We start from the raw sequence: 18,311 nt of genomic DNA, 5'->3' as shown, positions 1-18,311 counted from the left end.
CGACGGCCGAGAAGCGTCGGCGGCCGGCGCCCGCACGGTCCACCTCGGTCAGCGGGACCGACGGCCGAGGAGTTCGATCAGCCCCACCGGAAGGAACGTGGGCCGGTGGGGTCGGCCGACCTGGTACGGCACGAAGCCCAGCGTGGCGGCCACCTCGACCTCTTCGGCCGTCTCCGCCTGGTAGACGACTCGGCAGCGGCCCGAGGCGGCCTTCGCGCGCTCCCAGAGGATCGGAGCCGGCTTGCGCTCGGCCTCAGTGCGCGGAGTGAGGATTCGGCCTTCGAAATCCGCCCAGGCGAAGGGAACCGGACCCCGCCACGTCGCGTCGACCTCCTGTTTCAGCCTGGCGGCACGCTCGGCGTCGGTCGTGCCCCAGGAGGGCGGAACATTGGTGATGAGGCCGACTTCGATGTGTCGTTCACGTAGGGCGCGCAGATAGGAGGCCGCACCCCGCTGATAGTCGGTGCTGCCGTCGTCGGCGGTGTGCAGGAGGGTTTCACCCAGGTCGAAGTACACGACCGGACAGCCGCGTTCGCTGCTCGCATGTGCAGCGGTGGTCCTTCCCGTGTCTCCCCCCGTGTCCTCGGGGGCGGCCCCACTCGCCGTGGCGCAGAGCACGGTCGACACCAGGGCTGCGACCAGCCCGAGGCTCGCACGGACCAAGCTCCTGGGGGCAGACCTGTCCATGGCGTCGTCGCCTTTCTTGCCGGGGACACAGCACGATATCCGGCCTGTGCGCCGGTGGTGGGGTGAACGCATCACCTGCTGGCTGCCGTCCGCGTGACATACCGCCGACACAACACCGGCCCGCGCGATGCGCGAAGTCGCCGGCCGGCGCGCAGCGGCGCAGGCAGGCGAGCCCCCACCGGGCTACCCGGCCCCTCGCTGCTACCCTCTGCGGGTTCACATGACTCGGGGGGAAGTCCGTGCTCACGTCGGTTGCCACGGAGTGGCTGTGGCTGTTGGCCATCGCGGCTCTCGTGCTCCACTGCTCCGCCATGGCGAAATGGGTTCCGATCCAGAGGTTCTGGGCGGTGTACCCCTTCATCTGGGTGGTGTGCGGCACGGGAGCGGTGAAGTACGGGGCATGGCGCGGGTTCGCTCTGGAAAACATGCTTGTCCTGTGTTCGTTCGCGCTCATCGGACTGACGATCGGCATGTACCCGACTCGCAAGCTGTTCGCGGAGTGGGCGCACGAGATCAACCAGGGAGTGACACGCGAGCGGTACGACTACCCGCGCTCACACCTCGCGTTCTGCGGCGCATCCTTGCTCGTCACGTCGGCAGCCGCGATCCTGCTGACCCGCTGACAGGCACTGTCGCTTCATTGCAATGATCGAAGGCGCAGTCATTGCATTACCGGCGCCATCGTTGCAACGATTTATATCCTCTCACCTGCAGCGATACCCTCCCCATGCAATAAATCAGTTGCTGACGCCATGAAGACAACGTAGCGTTTCCAGTGTTGGAAACAGTGGACCGAGGCCCTGGCCGGTCGAGGTGCGTGTTTCACGGGGTGAGCCATCAGGGGGAGATCATGGAGACAGCACAGAGACGGCGGTCGGCGGCACCCGGCGCCGTTACCGCCTTCGTCCGCTTCGTGGTCTGCGGGGGCGGAGTGGGGGTGGCCTCCAGCTTCGCCGTGGCGGCCCTCGCCACCTGGATTCCCTGGCCCGTGGCCAACGCCCTGATCACCGTGGTCTCCACGCTCCTCGCCACCGAGCTGCACGCCCGCTTCACCTTCGGCGCGGGCGGGCACGCGACCTGGCGCCAGCATGCTCAGTCGGCCGGGTCCGCGGCGGGCGCGTATGCGGTGACCTGCGTGGCGATGCTGGTGCTGGAGCAGCTGGTGGCGGCTCCCGGTGCGCTGCTGGAGCAGGTCGTCTACCTGTCCGCCTCCGCATTCGCCGGCCTCGCGCGGTTCGCGGTGCTGCGCCTCTTCGTCTTCGCACGGAACCGCTCGCAGGCTGCGAACCCCGTCCGCACCGCCCGTCCCGAGCCCGCGACCCTGACCCGCGCCGCGGCACCGGCCGGCCCCGCGGAACTCTGCCGCGCCGCCTGACCAACCGCCCATACCGAGCCCGAGGAATGCCACGCCCCGACCCGGCCTCGGTGCGCGCCGCAGCCGGCGCGGCGGAGGCGTCGGCCGCCAACTCGTCCCGGTCCAGGCCCGCATGAGCGCCAGGCCGTCCTCGCTCTCCTTCGCCGAATACCCGAGGCCGGTGCGGCGAGCGTTGCGCCAGTAGTGGTTCGGGCGCGAGCACGACGTACTCCACCACCGCCAACTCCGTAGGTGTCGCGGACATAGGCATTCACTCCGTACAGCTCGAAGCAGGCCACCACGGACCGCTCAGAGCCGGGGCGGCCGCTTCACACGCACTCAAGTCACAAGCCCTGAGCGGAGCTTGCTTTTTCACTGCCCTCGGTACACGCATCTGCGGTGTCGCCGTCACTCTCTCCGTCGCCACTCGCCGGCCTCCGCTTGCACCTTGCGGCCGCACACGGCGCATGCCGCCCGGGTCCGCCGAAGGCAGACACCGTCCCTGCGGGAACCCGAACCGGTGGCGTCCCGGGTGGCGGGCGACCCGAGCGGTCGCCCTCGCCTTCTCCGGGATGTCCCTGAGCGGCGATGCCGAGGAATCGGGGAGGTGATGGGCCGTCCGGTGGCCTTGAGGCCGTGTCGCGTTGCCTGACACCCCCGGGCCTGATCGACTTGCCGCGAAGTCCCCATCGGGGCGATCGGCGTCAATCACATGGGAACACGGAGGCTACATGTCTCGTCAGCCGTCACGACGGAAGGCCCGGACCGGGCTCCGTACCACCACTGCCGTGGGCGTCGCCTCGCTCGCCCTGACCCTGGGCGCCACCCAGCCGGTCGAAGCGTCGCCCTCCGCCCCTGCCGCGACGGGGCCCCGGATCGTGGACATCTCGTCGCTCAGCGAACTGCCCGCTCCCCCGGACGCGAACGCCCACACCACACGGAAGCCGTCGGACTGGATCATGTACCGCTACCAGCGGATCACCAGCAGGGCGACCGGCAACCTGTGTCTCGACGCGGACGCCAACACGATTCCCCAGAACGGGACCAAGGTCCAGCTCTGGGGATGCAACGGCAACGACAACCAGGTCTGGTACTTCTCCGTCGTGTCCACCGGTAACTACTACGTTCAGACCGGCCAGGGCTTCCAGTGTCTCGACGCGGATGCCAACACGATTCCCCAGAACGGGACCAAGGTCCAGCTCTGGGGGTGCACGGGCGGCCGCAACCAGGTGTGGTATCCCGCGGGCAACACCCTGCGGAACCTCGCGTCGAACACATGCCTGGACGCCGACGCCAACACCATCCCGAACTACGGGACGAAGATCCAGCTCTGGGGCTGCATCAGCGGATCGGCCAACCAGCAGTGGTCGTACTACGGATGACCGGGCGGTAGGCCCTCGCCGGGGCTACGGCAGGTGAGACGCCGGAAGGGGGCGAGACCGACCGGGTGCCGGGCGGGCACTCGTGCCGGCTCGCCCCCGCAAGGGCCTACCAGATCTAAAGCTAGAGTTGAGGTCGAGGGTTGAGCGGAGGGCGTATGGCCGCGGATCCGGGAACGGCCCGAGGGTGTTCCCGGCCGGCGCCGAGCGGTGGTCTCGCCTCCGGGGCGGGCCTACTTCGTGATCTTCGCGTGGCGCATGCGGAGGATCCCCACGGTGAGGTTGGCCGCGCCGACCAGGACCGAGCCCGCGGTCAACAGGGGCTGGAGCAGCGCGAGATGGTGACAGATGTCGTAGACGACCTGCATGGATGACCCTCCCTGAGACTTCCCCGCGGGCCCGTCGCCCGCAGGTGGTCCGACCATGGGCGGTGCGGGATTTCCCGGTACCGGCGCAGAGGGTGGCGCGGGGAAAATGCGGGGTATTGCAGGGGGAACGGGCGATGGGGCGGGGAAACCCGCGCGGGAAAACGGCGGGGGATGGTCGTGGGCAGGAGGCTGGGGCCTGTCGAGAGTTCGGCTCCGGCCGAGATGCGTGGGCTCGCCGAGCGACTTCGTGCCGTGATGGCCGAGACGGATCTGCGGACCGTCACCGAACTCGCCGAGCGGGCAGGAGTCGGCGAGACAGTGGTCAGCGAGGCTCTGCGGGCGGTGAGGCCGCCGACCGAGCAGACGCTGCGACGCCTGCTGCGGGCCTTCGGGCTCACCCTCGACGACCAGTGGCGCGAACTGCTGCGCAAAGCATCCACGGCAGGGCTGCGTCAGCGGGACGAGCGGCGTGAGCTGGAACGGGCCGCGGCCGCCCGTACCGCCCCGCCGGTCTTCCGGTCGCGGTCGGCGCCCGAGAGGGAACAGCGCCGCCGGCTCCTGGCGGGCCACGCCCACGTTCGGCCCGACGGCGATCTTCCGCTGGTCTCGCAGGTGCGTGACCGAGCGCTGCTGGGGATCCACCCCGCCGCTCCCCTCCAGTCCAGCCGGCCCGGTGTGGTGCTGGATGCGGAGCTGCCGTCCTATGTGCTGCGTGACGCCGACGGCGAGCTTCGCGGGCACGTCCGTCACGGCCGGGATCACGGGGGCCTGGTACTCGTCCACGGTCCGTCGACGGCGGGCAAGACACGTGCCGCGGCAGAGGCCATGTGGGCGGAGCTGGCCGGGTGGGCACTGCTGGTGCCTGTCGTCCCGGAGTCCTTGGCACACCTTGCCGGGGTACGCCTGGACCTGACCCGCACGGTGATCTGGCTCAACGAGCTGGATGTGTACCTGGGGGCCGGGAGGCGACAGGCCGAGGCGCTGATGCGGCTCGTGGCCCAGCCGGAGAAGCCCCTGGTCATCGCCACCGTCCGTGCGCATCAGCTGTCCGACCTCGAGGAGGACGAGGAGCGCCCCGGCGGTGACGACGGCCGCAGGCCGTCGCAGGAACTGCCGGACCGGCGGACGGCGGCGATGGTGGCCGGCTTGCTGGGACGGGCACGCCGGGTGCGGCTGGAGCGGATGTTCTCGCCCGCCGAGCTGGACCGCGCCGAGGAGCTGCGTGAGGACACGCGGCTGGCGGATGCGCTCAAGTCGGCCGGCCGCTACGGCGTGGCGGAGGCACTGGCCGCAGGACCGGAGCTGCTGAGACTGCTGCGGGCGCACACCGATGCCCCGGACGGTCAGTTCGGTGGCGCCGCACTGGTTCACGCCAGTGTGGACGCGGCTCGGGTGGGATGGCGCCGTCCGCTCTCGCCCGCCGTGCTGCGGGAACTGCTGCCGCACTACGTGCCGCCGGGTCTGCGCCAGGAAGTCGACGAAGCGATGTTCGAGCGGTCCCTGCGGTGGGCCAGAAGGCGGCGCCGCGGGTTCAGCCGGCTCTTGGTGGACGACGAGTCGGGCGACGGTGTGGTGGCCTTCGACTATCTGGTCGACCAGGCACAGACCCGTCTTCCGCAGGCCCCGGTGCCTGCCGCGCTGTGGTCGGCCCTGCTGGGCGCCGCGACGCCACAGGAGGCGCTGGAACTCGGCCATCATGCCCAGCGGTGGCGGCGGGCGGAGGTCGTGGTCACGGCCTGGCGCAGGGCGGCCCGTTCGTCCGTGGCCGAGGTGGCGACCGGGGCGGCCGCGGTTCTGGGGCGGCTGCTGATGGAGCGTGCGGAGCCCGAGGAGGCACTGCCCTACCTGTTGCAGGGGGCGCAGGGCGGCGACTGGTGGGCCGGGTCGATGGCGATCGATTGGTACGCGGCGCGGAGCCGGTACGAGGAGGCCCTTGCCGTGTTCCGGTGGCGGGCCACGGCGGACAGCGCCCGCGGGACCCGACGGGCGCTGTGCAATGTGCTGGCCGGCCTGGCCCGGTGGGAAGAGCTGAGCACGGTTGTGCGGCGGTTCCGGGAAGCCGATGGCGAGATGGCTTCGGCACACCTCGTCTGGTGTGTGCGGCTGCTGGCCGAGTGGGATCCGCAAGGGCGGCACATGGCGACCGAGGACGAGCTGGTCGAGCTGTTCGCCGAGCGTGTCCGGCGTCATTGGTGGGAGGCCCGGGTGGAGGAGCTCGTCGAGCGCCTGGGCGACCGCTCGCCGGAGTGCTCAGCCGCTGCACCGTCCACGTCCGACGAAGCGGCCGAACCCGATGAAACGGCCGAACCCGACGAAGCGTCCGAGCCTGACGAAGCGTCCGAGCCTGGCGAGGCGACCGATCACGAGCCCGTTCCGGTGACCGCCCCCGTCACCCGGCGCGAACCCGATGAGGCGGAGCTGCTCGCGGCGACCACCCGCAAGGGGGCGTGGTCCCGGTCCGAGGCGTGGCACGGGTTGATCGCCCTCAAATGGTCCCAGGGTCGCCTCGGGGAAGCAGAGGAGCTGCTGCGCAAGGCGGCTGCCACCGACGATGGCGCCGCCCATGTCCTGGTTCGGCTGCTGCGGCTGACCGGTCGGCGGGCGGAAAGCCGGGCCTGGCGCGAGCGTGACGGGGAGAGGGACGCCCACCTTCGTCTCGGCCGGCTGGTGGAGCAGGGGGAACTGAGTGAGGCGGCCCGTCAGGCCTCGGAGCACCACCTGCGTGAGGACCTGGTGGAACTGTGTGCCGTGCGCGGCCTCGCGGACCAGGCGATGGCCCTGGCGGACGACTGGGCGCGGGAAGGCGACCCCTCCCCCGCCATGGAGCTGTACCGGCGGGCCCAGGAGTGGGAGCGCCTGTTGGCCGTGGTGCCGCCCCACGCCCCTGACGACCGGCGGTTCGAGGTCATCCCCACCGGCGTCGACTACGTGGTGCACGCCCTCGTCGGGCAGGGGCGGCTGGGAGATGCCGAGCGTGCGGCACGGCACCTGTTCGAGGGCGGTGAGGGTTCCTACGCCTTCGTGCTGGCCGATCTCATGGTTCGGCAGGACCGGCCGGACGAGGCCGCGGAACTGCTGGAGAGGATGTGGCGTGACGGGTCGGCGCAACACGCTCGGGATGCACGCGACGGGCTCGGCAGGCTTCTGGTCAGCCGGGGAAGGTACAAGGACGCCATCCGCGTCCTGCGGGACCGGTCCAGCCTGGTCAGGGATCAGTCCATCCAGGTCGCGGACCACTTCACTCCGCCCAGGGACCCCTTCGACCGGAGAGCGCTGGCGCGCGCTCTCGCAGGCACCGGCGCGGTGGACGAGGCGGTCGGTGAGCTGCTGCACCACTTGACGGTGTTTCCCCCGCACTCGACGCACCCGGTCTGGCTCACCGTGACGGAACTGCTCGTCGCCGGTGACCGCACTCCGGAGGTTTCGGCGCTGCTCGGCCGAAGTGCCGCGTCCGATGCCGGTGCCCGATATGCGCTGGCGCGGCACTACGTGCGCCTCGGGGCCAGGGAGGACGCCGTGGATCTGCTGAGTGGATTCCGGGGTGATGGTGAGCAGTTCTCCGACGACATGCTCTGCGCCGTCCTTCTGGCGACGCTGCTGCGCGACGAAGGGCGTACGGACGCCTGTCGGTTGGTCCTGTGGCGGGCGGCCCACCTCAACTGGCTCGAGGCGGTGATGGAGCTCGTCGCGGACGCGCGGTGGCAGGAGTCGGACGACGTGCTGTGGGCCCTCGACGCCAGCGGACTGGTCCTGGGCAGCTTCCGCTTTCTGCGCCGGCGTGCCGCTCGCAACGATCTGACTTTGCGGCAGCGGACGAAGTGAACGCGGGGCGCGGAGGGAGCGGGCCGTCCGGGTGAGCTGCCGGACGGCGCGGCGTCCCGTGGCTGTCGGAGCCGGGAAGTCTTCGGCGCCTCAACGGACATTCCGTTCGTGGATCGTCGGCAGGACCTTCTCCGCGATGCCGACGAGAACGCCGTCGTCGGGGAGGGCTCCGGACTTGCTCCACACGGTGATGTCGTAGGAGCCGCCCCGGTCCTTCGGGTCGAGGGCCACGGACAGCGTCCTGGCCAGGGGGCCCTGTTCGACCGGTCCGCCGGATCCGCCGCTCCCGAGATTGATCTCGAACTTCATGGTGTGGTCCGAGGAGAAGACCGCGGGCCGGCCGAGAACCGTGAGCGTCTTGGTCTCCTGCTCTCCGCCGATCTTCATCAGCTTCACGTACTGGGCGGTCGACAGCTCGTTGTAGGTGGCCGACAGGTGCACGGTGTACGTGTCGAACGAGACCTCGGCCTCCGGCTGGGCGACCTTTCCGTCGGTCAGGAGAGCGGTGTTGTTGGACCCCGAAGCAGTGGTCGCGGTCTCCCCGGGGGTTCCGAGGAGCTGGGCCAGATCGGGCCGGTTGAGCGCCTTGCACAGTTCGTCACCGGTCACAGCCTCCGGCGTCTCCTTGTAGGCCCTGGGCAGCTTCTCGTGTTCCCCGCCCGGACACGAGACGGCCTGCGTCGTGCTGTCGTCGGACGGCAGGATGTCTGGTGCCAGCCACAGCACGGCCGCGATCGCCCCGAACACGGCCACGGCCGCGAGGGCCTGGCCCCACGCGTTGGGCTCCTTCTCCGCAGTCGCCGCAGTCCCCGCAGGCCCCGCAGTCGCCGGGCCGGGGTACGGCCCGGCTCCGGCCTGGGGCTGAACCGGGGCCGGAATCCTGGACTGAGCCGTGGCCGTGGCCGTGGCCTGGGCCGGGACCGGGGCCTGAGCCGGGACCGGGGACTGGGCCTGGCCGCCGGCGTCGACCGGCACCCCGCCCGCGAAGGCGCCGACCTCGACCGGTGCCCCGGCCGCGGTAGCCGCCGGACTCGGGTTCCGGCGGGCACGCAGGGCCCGGACCACCACGTGGACACGTACAGCGGTGAACACGAGGAACACCGTGCCGATACCGGCGGCGCCCCAGTCGTGATCGCTGACGGCGAGATACATGATGCGTACGCCGAGGACGGACCCGAGCACGATCAGCAGGGGCTCACGGACCCAGAAGGGCAGGAGCCGGAGGAGGAAACCGAGCATCCGGCGATCTCACCAGGTCGATCCCGGGTCCGCCGTGGCGGAAGCCACAATTCCGGTAACCCGCGGAACCCAGCCGAAGCCAAAGAACCCGCGGAACCCAGCCGAAGCCGAAGAACCCGCGGAACCCAGCCGAAGCCGAAGTCCCGGCGGGGTGGTCCCCCGTGGCGCGTACGCGTCGCGAACAGCCCGAGATGTTCACCAGTCGCACAACTTTTCCCTTTGGCCTCGCGTCTCCTATGAGGGGGTCATCCGACTTCGCAGATCCACACGTGGGGACAACACATGCGCATCCGTGCCTCTGCCGCCGCAGTGGGCGTCGCTCCTGCCGTGTCCACTCCCGCCGTTCCGGCCGCGCGGGCCCCCGGCAGCAAGAGCGGCACCCGGATCCACCAAGGCGGTCGCGGGCGGCGACGACCCGCTGCCGACAGGCGCGCGCCGATCGGCGGGCCCGCCGGCGCCACTTGAGGATCCGCGACCCGGTGGCCTGCCGTGTGGCTACCGAAGCCTGCTCGCCCCCGGGCGCACCGCGGCGCTGACCAGCGAAGCCACCCGCACGACCCCAATGGCATCATCAGACTTCCGACGAGCGCCCTCGTCGCCCGTGCTGCACGGGAAAGCACGCCATCCGGCACGCAGAGTGACCTCGTTGGCCCACATCTAACAAATCGGCAAACAATTGATACCTATAGTCTCGCGGGTGTTTTCGCGAATAAACGGCAGAGCCGCGTTCGACGCGTGGCGCCAGCCGCGGGCGATGCTGTGGACCGCGGCGGGAGTGGTGAGCCTCGGGTTCCTCATCACGCTGGAGATCATCGCCCGTCGCTGCGCCGGCGTACCGGGGCCGCTGACCGAGCAGGCGAGGGAGGTGGTGTTCGCCCCCAAGCCGGGGCCGCTGTACGCAGGTCTGGCGTTGATGATGGTGGTGCTCACCTGGCGGCAACGCTTCATCGCGGCCGGTGTCGCGATCGGCATCGACGTCGTCCTCGTGCTGGTGCGGTTGGCGGTCGGCGCCAAGATGACCGACGGCCACACCTTCGGCAACGGCGCGCTGTGGGTCATGCTGGGCTGGGCGGTCATCGCCGTCACGCGTCGCACCGGCCGGGAGCGCGTGCTGCTGCTGAAGGGCGTCGGGCTGGGCCTGCTGCTGGTGGCCGGCCGCAAGACCGGTGACACCTGGCTGCTCATCACGTCCAGGACCCGGCCGACAGTGTTCGACCCGTACGTGGCGACCGCCGACCACGCGCTGGGCAACCCGTCATGGCTGGCAGGCCGGGCCCTCGAAGCCAGCGGTCCGATCACCGGCCATGTTCTCGGCCTGGTCTACGCCCAGCTGGCGGTGGCCGCGGTCGTCGTCGCGCTGTACCAGCTGCGCGACGTGGGGGTCGAGCGGCGCTTCCCGAGGCACCATCTGGTGCGCACCTTCCTGGTGATCGGTCTCGTCGGGCCGGCGATCTACATGATCTTCCCGGTGGTCGGACCCGTCTTCGCCTACGGTCCGGGCGCCTCCGGCACCGGCGGCGTGCAGTGGGCGGTGGCCAACCTGTGGCCGAACACGCCACCACCGCTGCATCCCCTGCACCCGGTGCCGTACGACGACATCACCCCTCGCAACTGCATGCCCAGCCTGCACACGGCGTGGGCCACCGCGATCTTCCTGCATTCCCGCAAGGGCCCGCGGCTTCTGCGCTACGCGGGCGCCTTCTGGCTGACGGCCACGCTCGCCGCGACGCTGGGGTTCGGCTACCACTACGGCACGGATCTCGTCGCCGGCGTGGTGTTCGCACTCACGGTGGAGGTGGCCCTGCGCTCGTTCGACCGCGGCTGGGACCGTGCGGGAATGCGGCTGGTCGCCTACGGCACGGCGGTCTTCACCGTGCTCCTGCTGTCCTATCGCTATGTGCCGATGGAAATGGCCGAGCACCCGTGGGTGTTCGGGCCCCTGCTCATTCTGGCGATGATCTCGGTGATCCACGGCTACACGAGGACCACCAGACTGTGGGACCCGACGGTGGCACCAGGACGGCTACCGGAACCGCAACCCGAACTGCGACCCGTCCCGTGATCTTCTCCGGGCGGAGGAACGACAAGCGTCGCGGCAAGGCGGTACCCGCACACCTTGCCGCGACGCGGCCCCGCGGAGGGAGAGCGGTCCCCTGGAGGAGGCCGGACCCTCAAAGCGAGAGCGGTCCCCCGACGGGCGAGCGGACCCCCGGCGGGAGAGTCGTGGACCGGTCGGACCGCTTCACATGTCCGACGGGAACCAGGCCCGGAGGTTCTCCGGGTCGACCGGCACCGAAATGTGCTCGTGTGTGATCAGCCACCTGCCGTTCGACCGTCGGCAGCACACGCTCGAGCGAACCCAGATCGCGGTGCGCAGCCCGTTCTTGCGGGTGCCCGAGTCCAGATGCAGCATGTGCGCGAACGCGACCTCCTCACCGCTCACGACGGTGAGGTCGCGGGTCTCCAGACTGATGGGACCGTCGTACTCGTCGAACCACCGCACGAAATTGCCGCGGACCTCTTCGTGTCCCGTGAACCGGAGCGGGGGAACGACGTCGTAGTACACGATGTCATCGGAATAATGTGACATGAGTCGGTCGACGTCCTTCGACCGGCTGGCGTCGACGCGGCCTTCCAGCAGTGCCCTCACGTCGGACTCGTGCGAAACCATCGCACCCTCCTTCAAGGAATCCGGACCGCGGCCGACTCACCGGCCCCATTCCCGGGATCGGTCCCCGCGGTCCCACTTGGTCAGACCGTGCGGCCCGACGGGATGTGAGGTGCCACGGTCGCGGGACCGCAGGGGGGCGAACGGATCGGTTCGGATGACGCTCCGGCCTCACATTCGACGGGGCTGCCTTGTCCTGTCTGTCGGCAGCGCATGGCGACACAAGCAGACGGGGGACACCGTGACCATCCAGCCCGGGCCGGAAGACGGCCTGCCCGATCCGAGCCTGGCCGCACTCATCGGCGAACGGCGGCGGCTGATCAACCTCGCCTACCGGCTCCTCGGCTCCCTCTCGGAGGCCGAGGACGTCGTACAGGAGACCTACGCCCGCTGGTACACCATGTCCCGGCAGCAGCAGGACGCCGTCGAGTCGGTCGGCGGCTGGCTGACGACGGTCGCCACCCGGATCTGTCTGAACCTGCTGCGTTCGGCACGGGCCCGGCGTGAGCGGTACGTGGGTGAGTGGATCCCCGAGCCGTTGCCGGAACCCACCGAGCGGCCCGGCGGGGGCCCGGTTGCCGCGGCCGGCGACCCGGCCGACCACGTGACCCTGGACGAGTCGGTCAACATGGCCTTCCTCGTCGTACTCGAGTACATGACCCCGGCCGAACGCGTCGCGTTCATCCTGCACGACGTCTTCCACTATGCCTTCGCCGAAGTGGCCGAGATCGTCGGCCGCAGCCCGGCCGCCTGCCGCCAGCTGGCCTCCTCCGCGCGCCGGCGCCTCCGCGACGCTCGGCCGGCGTCCCACCCGATGCCGGCCGACCACGCCGGCATCGTCAGGAACTTCAAGCACGCCTGGGAGGCCAAGGACATCGGTGCCCTCATCGGCCTCCTCGACCCGGGTGTGACGGCGGTGGGCGACGGAGGCGGCCGCGTCACCGCCGTGCTCCACCCGGTCGAAGGCGGTGAGCGGGTGGCACGCTTCCTGCTCGAACTCGCCGAGAAGGCGTCCGGCGTGGTGTTCCTGGAGCGGGCCGTGAACGGCCGGCCCGGTCTGGTGGCCCAGCGGGCGGGGGCCACCGTGGCGGTGTACGCGTTCGACATCGACGGTGACCGCATCAAGCACATCTGGGCCGTGGGCAACCCGGAGAAGCTGCGGCCGTGGACCACCGGGACCGTGTATCCGTGAGGCCGGGGCCGGTGCGCTGTCGGGCCGTGCCTCGGTGGGGCGGCCCGCGTGCCCGTCGCCGCCCCGGCCCCGGCAGAGTGCGATTACCGAGGCCGACTAGGTACGAGTGCTCAGGCCGCCTGTCCTGAACCGGTCATAGCGTGCACCCCATGCACATAGACCATGCTGCTCGCACCCCGGTGCCACGGCCGGGCATCACAGCGGTGGCGTCCTGCCTGCCCGAGTCCCGGCTCACCTCCCGGGACCTCCAGGAGCAGGTCGCCGCGGCCTCCGGGCTGCGCCTGCCGGCTCGGATGCTCGAACGGGCCACCGGCATCTCGGCGCGCCGGGTCGTGGCGGCCGACGAGTACGCCTCCACGCTGGCGACGCGGGCGGCGCGCACCGCGCTGGCCCGGGCCGGGCTCACCCCGTACGACATCGACCTGCTGGTGTTCGCCTCCGCCACGCGCGACGTCGCCGAGCCGGCCACCGCACACATCGTCCAGGCCGAACTGGGCTCCCGGGCACACGCGTTGGACGTGACGAACGCGTGCAACAGCTTCGTCAACGGGATCGACACGGCACGGGCGATGATGCTGGCCGGCCGGGCCCGCCGGGCTCTCGTGGTCACCGGGGAGACCCCGAGCCGGGCGGTGCGCCACGCCCCCTCCGGCCCCGAACAGCTCCGGGACGGCTTCGCGGGCTACACCTTCGGCGACGCGGGCGCCGCGGTCGTGCTGGAGATGGCGGACCGGGGCGGCATCGTCGACGTGGACACCGAGACGCACTCCGAGCACTGGCGGGTCGGCGGCATCTTCGGCGGGGGGTCCCGCCATCCCCGCGGCGACGAGCACACCTACTTCCGGGGCGACGGAGCCGAGCTGCGCGAGGTGTTCGAGAAGGTGGGCACCTCGGTCCTGGACCGGATGCGGCAGCGCACCGGGCTCGGCTGGGACGACTTCCGGCACGTTCTCGTGCACCAGGTCACCGTGCCGTACCTGGAGCGGTTCGTGGAGCTGACCGGCGTGCCCCGGGACCGGCTCGTCGTCACCGTGCCGGAGCTGGGCAACATGGCCAGCGCCACGCTGGGCGTACAACTCGACCTCGTGCACCACGGACTGCGCGCCGGGGACCGGGTGCTGTTCGTGGGCCTGGGCGGCGGCGTGAGCATCATGACGATGGTCTGGGAGAAGGCATGAGCGCCCTGTGGGTGGTGGTGCCCGCCCACCAGGAGGCGGCGCGGCTCGACGCGACGCTGGACGCGCTGGCGGCCCAGCGGGACAGGGACTTCACGCTCGTCGTCGTGGACAACGCCTCCACCGACTCCACCGCCGAACAGGCGCGCCGCTTCGCCCGCCGGGCTCCCTTCCCGGTGCACGTGCTGCGCGAGGAGGAGAAGGGTGTGGGCTGTGCCGTGGACACCGGCTTCCGCTACGCCATCGGGCACGGTGCGACGCTGCTGGCCCGGACCGACGCCGACTGTCTGCCGCGGCCCGGCTGGACGGCCGCGGCCCGCGACGCGCTGGGGCGTGGCGCCGGGCTGGTGTGCGGGCGGATCGAGGCACGCCGCGACGAGCACGGGCCCTTGGGGCGGGCGGTGTTCCGGGGGCTGGTGGGCCTCGCGGCCCTCTTCGGGCGCGTACGACCGGCGCACCGGCGCCGGCACGGCTACCTCGCCCCGTACCGGATGCACGCCGGGAACAACATGGCCGTCACCGCCGCGCTGTACGAGGCCGTGGGCGGGATGCCCCGCCGTCCCTCCCCCACCGACCGGCTGTTCCTGAACCGGGTGCGCCGCCGGACCACCGCCGTCGTGCACGCCCGCGACATGGTCGTGGAGAACTCCACGCGGCGGCTGCGCGCCTACGGCCTGCTCGGCACCGCCCGCTGGTACCTGGACCGGGGTCCGGGCCGGCACGGGGAGGACCCGCGCTGATGCTCGACCTCCTCACCCACACCCTGCGCGCCCACGCCGGCCGGCCCGCCGTCCTCGGCGCGACCCGGACGGGCGCCACCCGCGTCAAGGCCACGTACGGGGACCTGGCCGATCTCGCCGACCGCTACGCCGCCGCCCTGCACGCACGCGGCGTCGGTCCGGGCGGGACGGTCGGGGTCGCCGTACGGCCCGGGCCCCGGGCGCTGGCCGTGCTGCTCGCCGTGCACCGGCTCGGCGCGCGGGCGGCGGTGCTCGACCCCGGCGCCGGGCCGGACGTGCTCCGCGCCCGGCTTGCCCTCGCCCGGCCCCACCTCGTCCTCGCCGACGCGACCGCGCAGGCCGTCGCCGGGTGGGCCCGGCCGCTCGCCCGCCGGGCCCAACTCGCGCTGCCCGACCTTGCGGAGCTGGGTCCGGTGGTCACGGTCGGACGCCGGCTGCCCGGCTGCGCGCCCGCCCTGGAGGGCGGCGTGCGGGCCGGGGTGCTCCCCCGGCCGGTGGACGAGGACGCGGACGCGGTCATCGTCTTCACCTCCGGCACCACCTCCCGGCCGCGCGCGGTGGTGCACACCCGCTCCTCGCTCGCCGCCGGTATGACCACCGTGGCCGGCCTGGTGCGGCCGCGGGCGGACCGGCCCGTCCTGGGCGGTACGTTCTTCGTGCTCGTGCCGTCCCTCGCCAGCGGCGCTCCGGTCGCGCTGCCCGCCCGTTCCCCGCGCGTCCTGGCCCGGCAGTTGCGGGAACTGTCCCCGCAGGCCACGTATCTGACGCCGCCGCAGTTGCGGTCGGCGCTGGCGCACGGGGCCCGTTTCACCGGCCGGGTGTGGACGGGCTCGGCCCCGGCGAGCGCCGGGCTGCTCACCCGCGTCAAGGAGGCGGGCGCCGCGGAGGCGTGGGGCGTGTACGCGCTGACCGAGCTGTTCCCCGCCGCGGCGGTGGAGCAGGCTCACAAGGCCGCCCACACGGGTGGCGGCGACCTGGTCGGCGCTCCGCTGCCGGGGGTGTCGGCGAAGGTGGACGTGGGCGGTGAGCTGCTGCTGTCCGGTCCGGCGACCCGCGACCGCTGTCTGGGCGAGGAACCGGACCCATGGGTCGCCACCGGTGACCGGGCCCGTCTGGAGGAGGGGCGGATCGTGCTGGAGGGCCGCACCAAGGACATGGTCCTCAGGCGTGCGGAGAACATCTATCCGGGGCTGTACGAGCCCGCGCTGCACGTGCCCGGCGTCGAACTGGCGCTGCTGGTCGGCGTACCGGCCGAGGACGGCGACGAGCGTCTGGTCGCCGTCGTGCAGCCGTCGCGGGGCGCCGACCGGGCGGCGCTGCGGGCCGCGTTGGCCGGTCCGCTCCGGCGGATGGGGTCCGCCCGGCCGGACGCGGTGCTGCTCGCCGAGGTCCCGCTGTCCGGGCGGTCCCGCAAACCCGACCGCCTCGCCACCGCCCGGCTCGCCGCCCGGTGCCTCGCGAAGGCGGAAGGGGGCCGGCGATGACCACCACACCCGGGCTGCGGGCGGCACGCCGTCGTGATCGGCGGGTGTACACCCGTTCCCACCCCGTGCTGTTCGCGCTGCTCGCCGTCACCCGCCGCCGGGCCGTGGCGCGCCTGGGCGGTGCGGTGCTGGTGCATGACGGCGACGCGTACCGGCACGCCCTCACCCGTATTCCGCTGGACCGCGCCGCGGCGGGCACCACCGGCGGTGCCGCCCGCGAACTCTCCGCCGGCGGTGCGTTGTTCGACCAGGAGGGCACCGGTCACCGCTCGGCCCGGCGCGCGGTCGCCCAGGATCTGGGTGCGGCCGGTGTGGAGCGGCTGCGCCCGGTGTGGCGGGAGGTCCTCTCCCGCCGCCTGGCCCCGCTCGGCGCGGGCGGCGCCGTGGACCTCGTACCGGTGGCCCGCGAACTGGCCGGGGCCACGGTCCGTGCGCTCCTGGACGCCCCAGGAGCTTCGGAGCGCATCGCCGAGGCCGCCGCCCGCGCCGCGGCGGCGGCCGTGCGCGACCATCTGCCCGGGCCCCGGCCGCCCGGCACGTCCCGGGCGGCCGCCGTGGCGACGGCCCGGCTGGAGGCTCTGCTCTCCCGGGCCGCACCGGGCGAGGAGCCGGCTCTGCGCGCGATGCTCGCGGTCGCCGCCGTCAACACCACCGTGGCGGCACTCCCGCGCGCCGCCGCCTGGTGCGCGGACGCGGCGCTGTGGGACCAGGCCGCCGACGACCGGCTGCGGCCTTCGCTGGTGGACGAACTGCTGCGGGTGACCGCGCCCTCCCCGCTGCTGCCCCGTGTGGCGGCGGCCGACGCGGACCTCGCCGGGTGTCCGGTCCGGGCAGGTGACCGCCTGATCCTGGTGGCCCGGCATGCCGCGCGGGCCCACGCCGATCCTCCGGACGCCCGCCGGCCCGCGCCACCCGCCGTGGCCCGGCTCGTCTTCGGTGCCGGGCCCCACGCCTGCCCCGGCGCCCGGCTGGCCCACGCCCAACTGGATGACACCCTGGCAGCTTTGGCGCCGTACCGCCCCGTCGTCGTACGCGCACGCGTGGACCGGCGCGGCGCGCTGCCCGGCTGGCGGTCGCTGACCGTCCGTGCCACGAGCGCCCTGCGGGAGGGCCGATGACCACGATCGCCGTCACCGGCGCGAGCGGCTTCTGCGGTTCCCACGTCGCCGTCGCCGCCGCGGCCCGGGGCCATGAGGTGCTGTGCGTCGGGCGGCGGCCCGGGCCGGTCGGCCGGCACATACCGTGGGACGCCACCCGCCGGCCGCCGGACCTGTCCGGCGCCGACCTCGTCGTGCACTGCGCGGCGGCGGTCGGCGATCCGGTGCCCGGCCCCCGCGCCGAGGCCCGGATGCGGGCCGTCAACGTCGACGGTACGGCGCGGCTGCTGGAGGCGGCCGGGGGCCGGCCGGTGGTGTGGGTGAGCAGCGCCAGCGTCTACGAGCCGGGTCCCGGCCGCGCCCGTGTCACCGAACACCACCCGTTGCGGAGCCAGTTGAACGCGTACGGCCGTACCAAGGCCGCCGGGGAGGCGCTGGCGCTCGCCGGTGGCGCCGTCGTCCTGCGGCCCCGGGCGGTCTACGGCGCCGGGGATCCGCATCTGGTGCCCCGGCTGCTGTCGCGCGTACGGCACGGTCTGCTCCTGCTGCCGGGGCCGAGTGTCCGCCTCAGCCTTACGGCCGTGGAGAACCTCACCGACGCCTGCCTGGCCGCCGCCGGCTGGCCGCCGGGGGCTTACAACATCGCCGACCCGGCACCGTACGACCGGGACCAGGCCGTCCAGGCGGTCTTGCGGGCCCACGGGGTACGGGCGCGGATCCGGCATGTTCCGCCGGCGGCCGCCCGTGCCGCGGCGAGGGCCGCGCAGCTGCTGGGGCGGCTGCGTCCGGGTGCGGAGCCGCTGCTCACCTTGTACGCGGTCGACCAGCTCGCCGACTCGGTCGTCCTGGACGTCTCCAAGGCCGAGTCCCAGGGCTGGACGGCCCGTCGTGTCCTGACCGACTACACGGCGGCCTTGTCGGTCACGACGTAGGCGGCGCCAGAGCCGTGCCGCGCGGTCGCAGCGGGTAGGGCCGGGCATGGCTTGCCGAGCCGGTGGTCGTCCCGCGTGATGTCGACGGCGAGGTCCCGGCCCGGGCACGGCACCTGAGCGCTGTTCGCTATGGGCAGGCGGCATCGGGTCCCGGAATCGAGTGGCGCCGGACGG

General features: G+C 72.4%; 15 protein-coding genes. 11 read left to right on the top strand and 4 right to left on the bottom strand.

What is annotated here, in order from left to right:
* Window positions 1-48: 48 nt before the first annotated feature.
* On the bottom strand, window positions 49-627 hold the full coding sequence (locus JK361_RS07140; protein WP_307787199.1) for a hypothetical protein: 579 nt from the start codon (window positions 625-627) through the stop codon (window positions 49-51).
* Between the two features lie 299 nt (window positions 628-926).
* On the opposite strand from JK361_RS07140, the gene JK361_RS41030 reads away from it, so the two are divergent.
* The 3 genes from JK361_RS41030 to JK361_RS07125 all read left to right on the top strand — a co-directional run bounded on the left by JK361_RS41030 (window position 927) and on the right by JK361_RS07125 (window position 3,423).
* On the top strand, window positions 927-1,310 hold the full coding sequence (locus tag JK361_RS41030) for a hypothetical protein (protein WP_236052520.1): 384 nt from the start codon (window positions 927-929) through the stop codon (window positions 1,308-1,310).
* A 227-nt stretch (window positions 1,311-1,537) separates the two neighbouring features.
* Window positions 1,538-2,062, top strand: a complete 525-nt coding sequence (locus JK361_RS07130) for a hypothetical protein (RefSeq protein WP_201814792.1) — start codon at window positions 1,538-1,540, stop codon at window positions 2,060-2,062.
* 767 nt (window positions 2,063-2,829) lie between these two features.
* On the top strand, window positions 2,830-3,423 hold the full coding sequence (locus tag JK361_RS07125) for an RICIN domain-containing protein (RefSeq protein WP_201814791.1): 594 nt from the start codon (window positions 2,830-2,832) through the stop codon (window positions 3,421-3,423).
* Window positions 3,424-3,653: 230 nt separating this feature from the next.
* On the opposite strand, the gene JK361_RS42000 is transcribed toward JK361_RS07125, so the two are convergent.
* Entirely contained in the window at window positions 3,654-3,788 is a 135-nt protein-coding gene (locus JK361_RS42000) for a hypothetical protein (protein WP_262418164.1), read from the bottom strand.
* Window positions 3,789-4,043: 255 nt separating this feature from the next.
* Between JK361_RS42000 and JK361_RS07120 the strand changes: the two genes are divergently transcribed.
* Complete coding sequence (locus JK361_RS07120; RefSeq protein ID WP_201814790.1) at window positions 4,044-7,610, top strand: helix-turn-helix domain-containing protein; 3,567 nt, start codon at window positions 4,044-4,046, stop codon at window positions 7,608-7,610.
* 90 nt (window positions 7,611-7,700) lie between these two features.
* Here JK361_RS07120 and JK361_RS07115 read toward each other — a convergent pair whose 3' ends face one another.
* Window positions 7,701-8,849: a DUF6215 domain-containing protein gene (locus tag JK361_RS07115; protein ID WP_201814789.1), complete on the bottom strand. Its 1,149-nt coding sequence runs from the start codon at window positions 8,847-8,849 to the stop codon at window positions 7,701-7,703.
* A 754-nt stretch (window positions 8,850-9,603) separates the two neighbouring features.
* On the opposite strand from JK361_RS07115, the gene JK361_RS07110 reads away from it, so the two are divergent.
* Window positions 9,604-10,911: a phosphatase PAP2 family protein gene (locus JK361_RS07110; RefSeq protein WP_201815017.1), complete on the top strand. Its 1,308-nt coding sequence runs from the start codon at window positions 9,604-9,606 to the stop codon at window positions 10,909-10,911.
* A 180-nt stretch (window positions 10,912-11,091) separates the two neighbouring features.
* Here JK361_RS07110 and JK361_RS07105 read toward each other — a convergent pair whose 3' ends face one another.
* Window positions 11,092-11,520: a YybH family protein gene (locus JK361_RS07105; protein WP_201814788.1), complete on the bottom strand. Its 429-nt coding sequence runs from the start codon at window positions 11,518-11,520 to the stop codon at window positions 11,092-11,094.
* A 238-nt stretch (window positions 11,521-11,758) separates the two neighbouring features.
* Between JK361_RS07105 and sigJ the strand changes: the two genes are divergently transcribed.
* The 6 genes from sigJ (at window position 11,759) to JK361_RS07075 (ending at window position 18,137) form a co-directional block, all read left to right on the top strand.
* The gene (sigJ, locus tag JK361_RS07100; protein ID WP_307787198.1) at window positions 11,759-12,709 is read left to right on the top strand and encodes an RNA polymerase sigma factor SigJ; all 951 of its coding nucleotides are present in this window, start codon (window positions 11,759-11,761) and stop codon (window positions 12,707-12,709) included.
* 149 nt (window positions 12,710-12,858) lie between these two features.
* The gene (locus JK361_RS07095; protein ID WP_201814786.1) at window positions 12,859-13,887 is read left to right on the top strand and encodes a 3-oxoacyl-ACP synthase III family protein; all 1,029 of its coding nucleotides are present in this window, start codon (window positions 12,859-12,861) and stop codon (window positions 13,885-13,887) included.
* Window positions 13,884-14,624 (top strand): glycosyltransferase family A protein, encoded by a 741-nt coding sequence (locus tag JK361_RS07090; protein WP_201814785.1) that lies wholly within the window; start codon window positions 13,884-13,886, stop codon window positions 14,622-14,624. The genes JK361_RS07095 and JK361_RS07090 overlap by 4 nt, the downstream gene beginning before the upstream one ends.
* Complete coding sequence (locus JK361_RS07085; RefSeq protein ID WP_201814784.1) at window positions 14,624-16,108, top strand: class I adenylate-forming enzyme family protein; 1,485 nt, start codon at window positions 14,624-14,626, stop codon at window positions 16,106-16,108. Before JK361_RS07090 ends, JK361_RS07085 begins: the two co-directional genes overlap by 1 nt.
* A complete protein-coding gene (locus JK361_RS07080) occupies window positions 16,105-17,226 on the top strand; it encodes a cytochrome P450 (protein WP_201814783.1) in 1,122 nt (373 codons plus the stop codon). Before JK361_RS07085 ends, JK361_RS07080 begins: the two co-directional genes overlap by 4 nt.
* Window positions 17,223-18,137 carry an NAD-dependent epimerase/dehydratase family protein gene (locus JK361_RS07075; RefSeq protein ID WP_201814782.1) on the top strand — a complete coding sequence of 305 codons (915 nt, stop codon included), beginning with the start codon at window positions 17,223-17,225 and terminating at the stop codon, window positions 18,135-18,137. The genes JK361_RS07080 and JK361_RS07075 overlap by 4 nt, the downstream gene beginning before the upstream one ends.
* Window positions 18,138-18,311 lie beyond the last annotated feature (174 nt).

Origin of the sequence: Streptomyces musisoli (assembly GCF_016741855.1) — a bacterium.
In the GTDB taxonomy this organism is placed as follows: domain Bacteria; phylum Actinomycetota; class Actinomycetes; order Streptomycetales; family Streptomycetaceae; genus Streptomyces; species Streptomyces musisoli.
The sequence above is the reverse complement of the archived record's forward strand: the minus strand, read 5'-3'. Positions and strand labels throughout refer to the sequence as shown.

Excerpts from the sequence above, each read along its gene's own strand:
- JK361_RS07130 (WP_201814792.1), top strand. The coding sequence starts at position 1,538 with ATGGAGACAGCACAGAGACGGCGGTCGGCGGCACCCGGCGCCGTTACC.
- JK361_RS07110 (WP_201815017.1), top strand. The coding sequence starts at position 9,604 with ATGCTGTGGACCGCGGCGGGAGTGGTGAGCCTCGGGTTCCTCATCACG.
- JK361_RS07115 (WP_201814789.1), bottom strand. The coding sequence starts at position 8,849 with ATGCTCGGTTTCCTCCTCCGGCTCCTGCCCTTCTGGGTCCGTGAGCCC.
- JK361_RS07080 (WP_201814783.1), top strand. The coding sequence starts at position 16,105 with ATGACCACCACACCCGGGCTGCGGGCGGCACGCCGTCGTGATCGGCGG.
- JK361_RS42000 (WP_262418164.1), bottom strand. The coding sequence starts at position 3,788 with ATGCAGGTCGTCTACGACATCTGTCACCATCTCGCGCTGCTCCAGCCC.
- JK361_RS07090 (WP_201814785.1), top strand. The coding sequence starts at position 13,884 with ATGAGCGCCCTGTGGGTGGTGGTGCCCGCCCACCAGGAGGCGGCGCGG.
- JK361_RS07085 (WP_201814784.1), top strand. The coding sequence starts at position 14,624 with ATGCTCGACCTCCTCACCCACACCCTGCGCGCCCACGCCGGCCGGCCC.
- JK361_RS07095 (WP_201814786.1), top strand. The coding sequence starts at position 12,859 with ATGCACATAGACCATGCTGCTCGCACCCCGGTGCCACGGCCGGGCATC.
- JK361_RS07075 (WP_201814782.1), top strand. The coding sequence starts at position 17,223 with ATGACCACGATCGCCGTCACCGGCGCGAGCGGCTTCTGCGGTTCCCAC.
- JK361_RS07105 (WP_201814788.1), bottom strand. The coding sequence starts at position 11,520 with ATGGTTTCGCACGAGTCCGACGTGAGGGCACTGCTGGAAGGCCGCGTC.
- JK361_RS07120 (WP_201814790.1), top strand. The coding sequence starts at position 4,044 with ATGGCCGAGACGGATCTGCGGACCGTCACCGAACTCGCCGAGCGGGCA.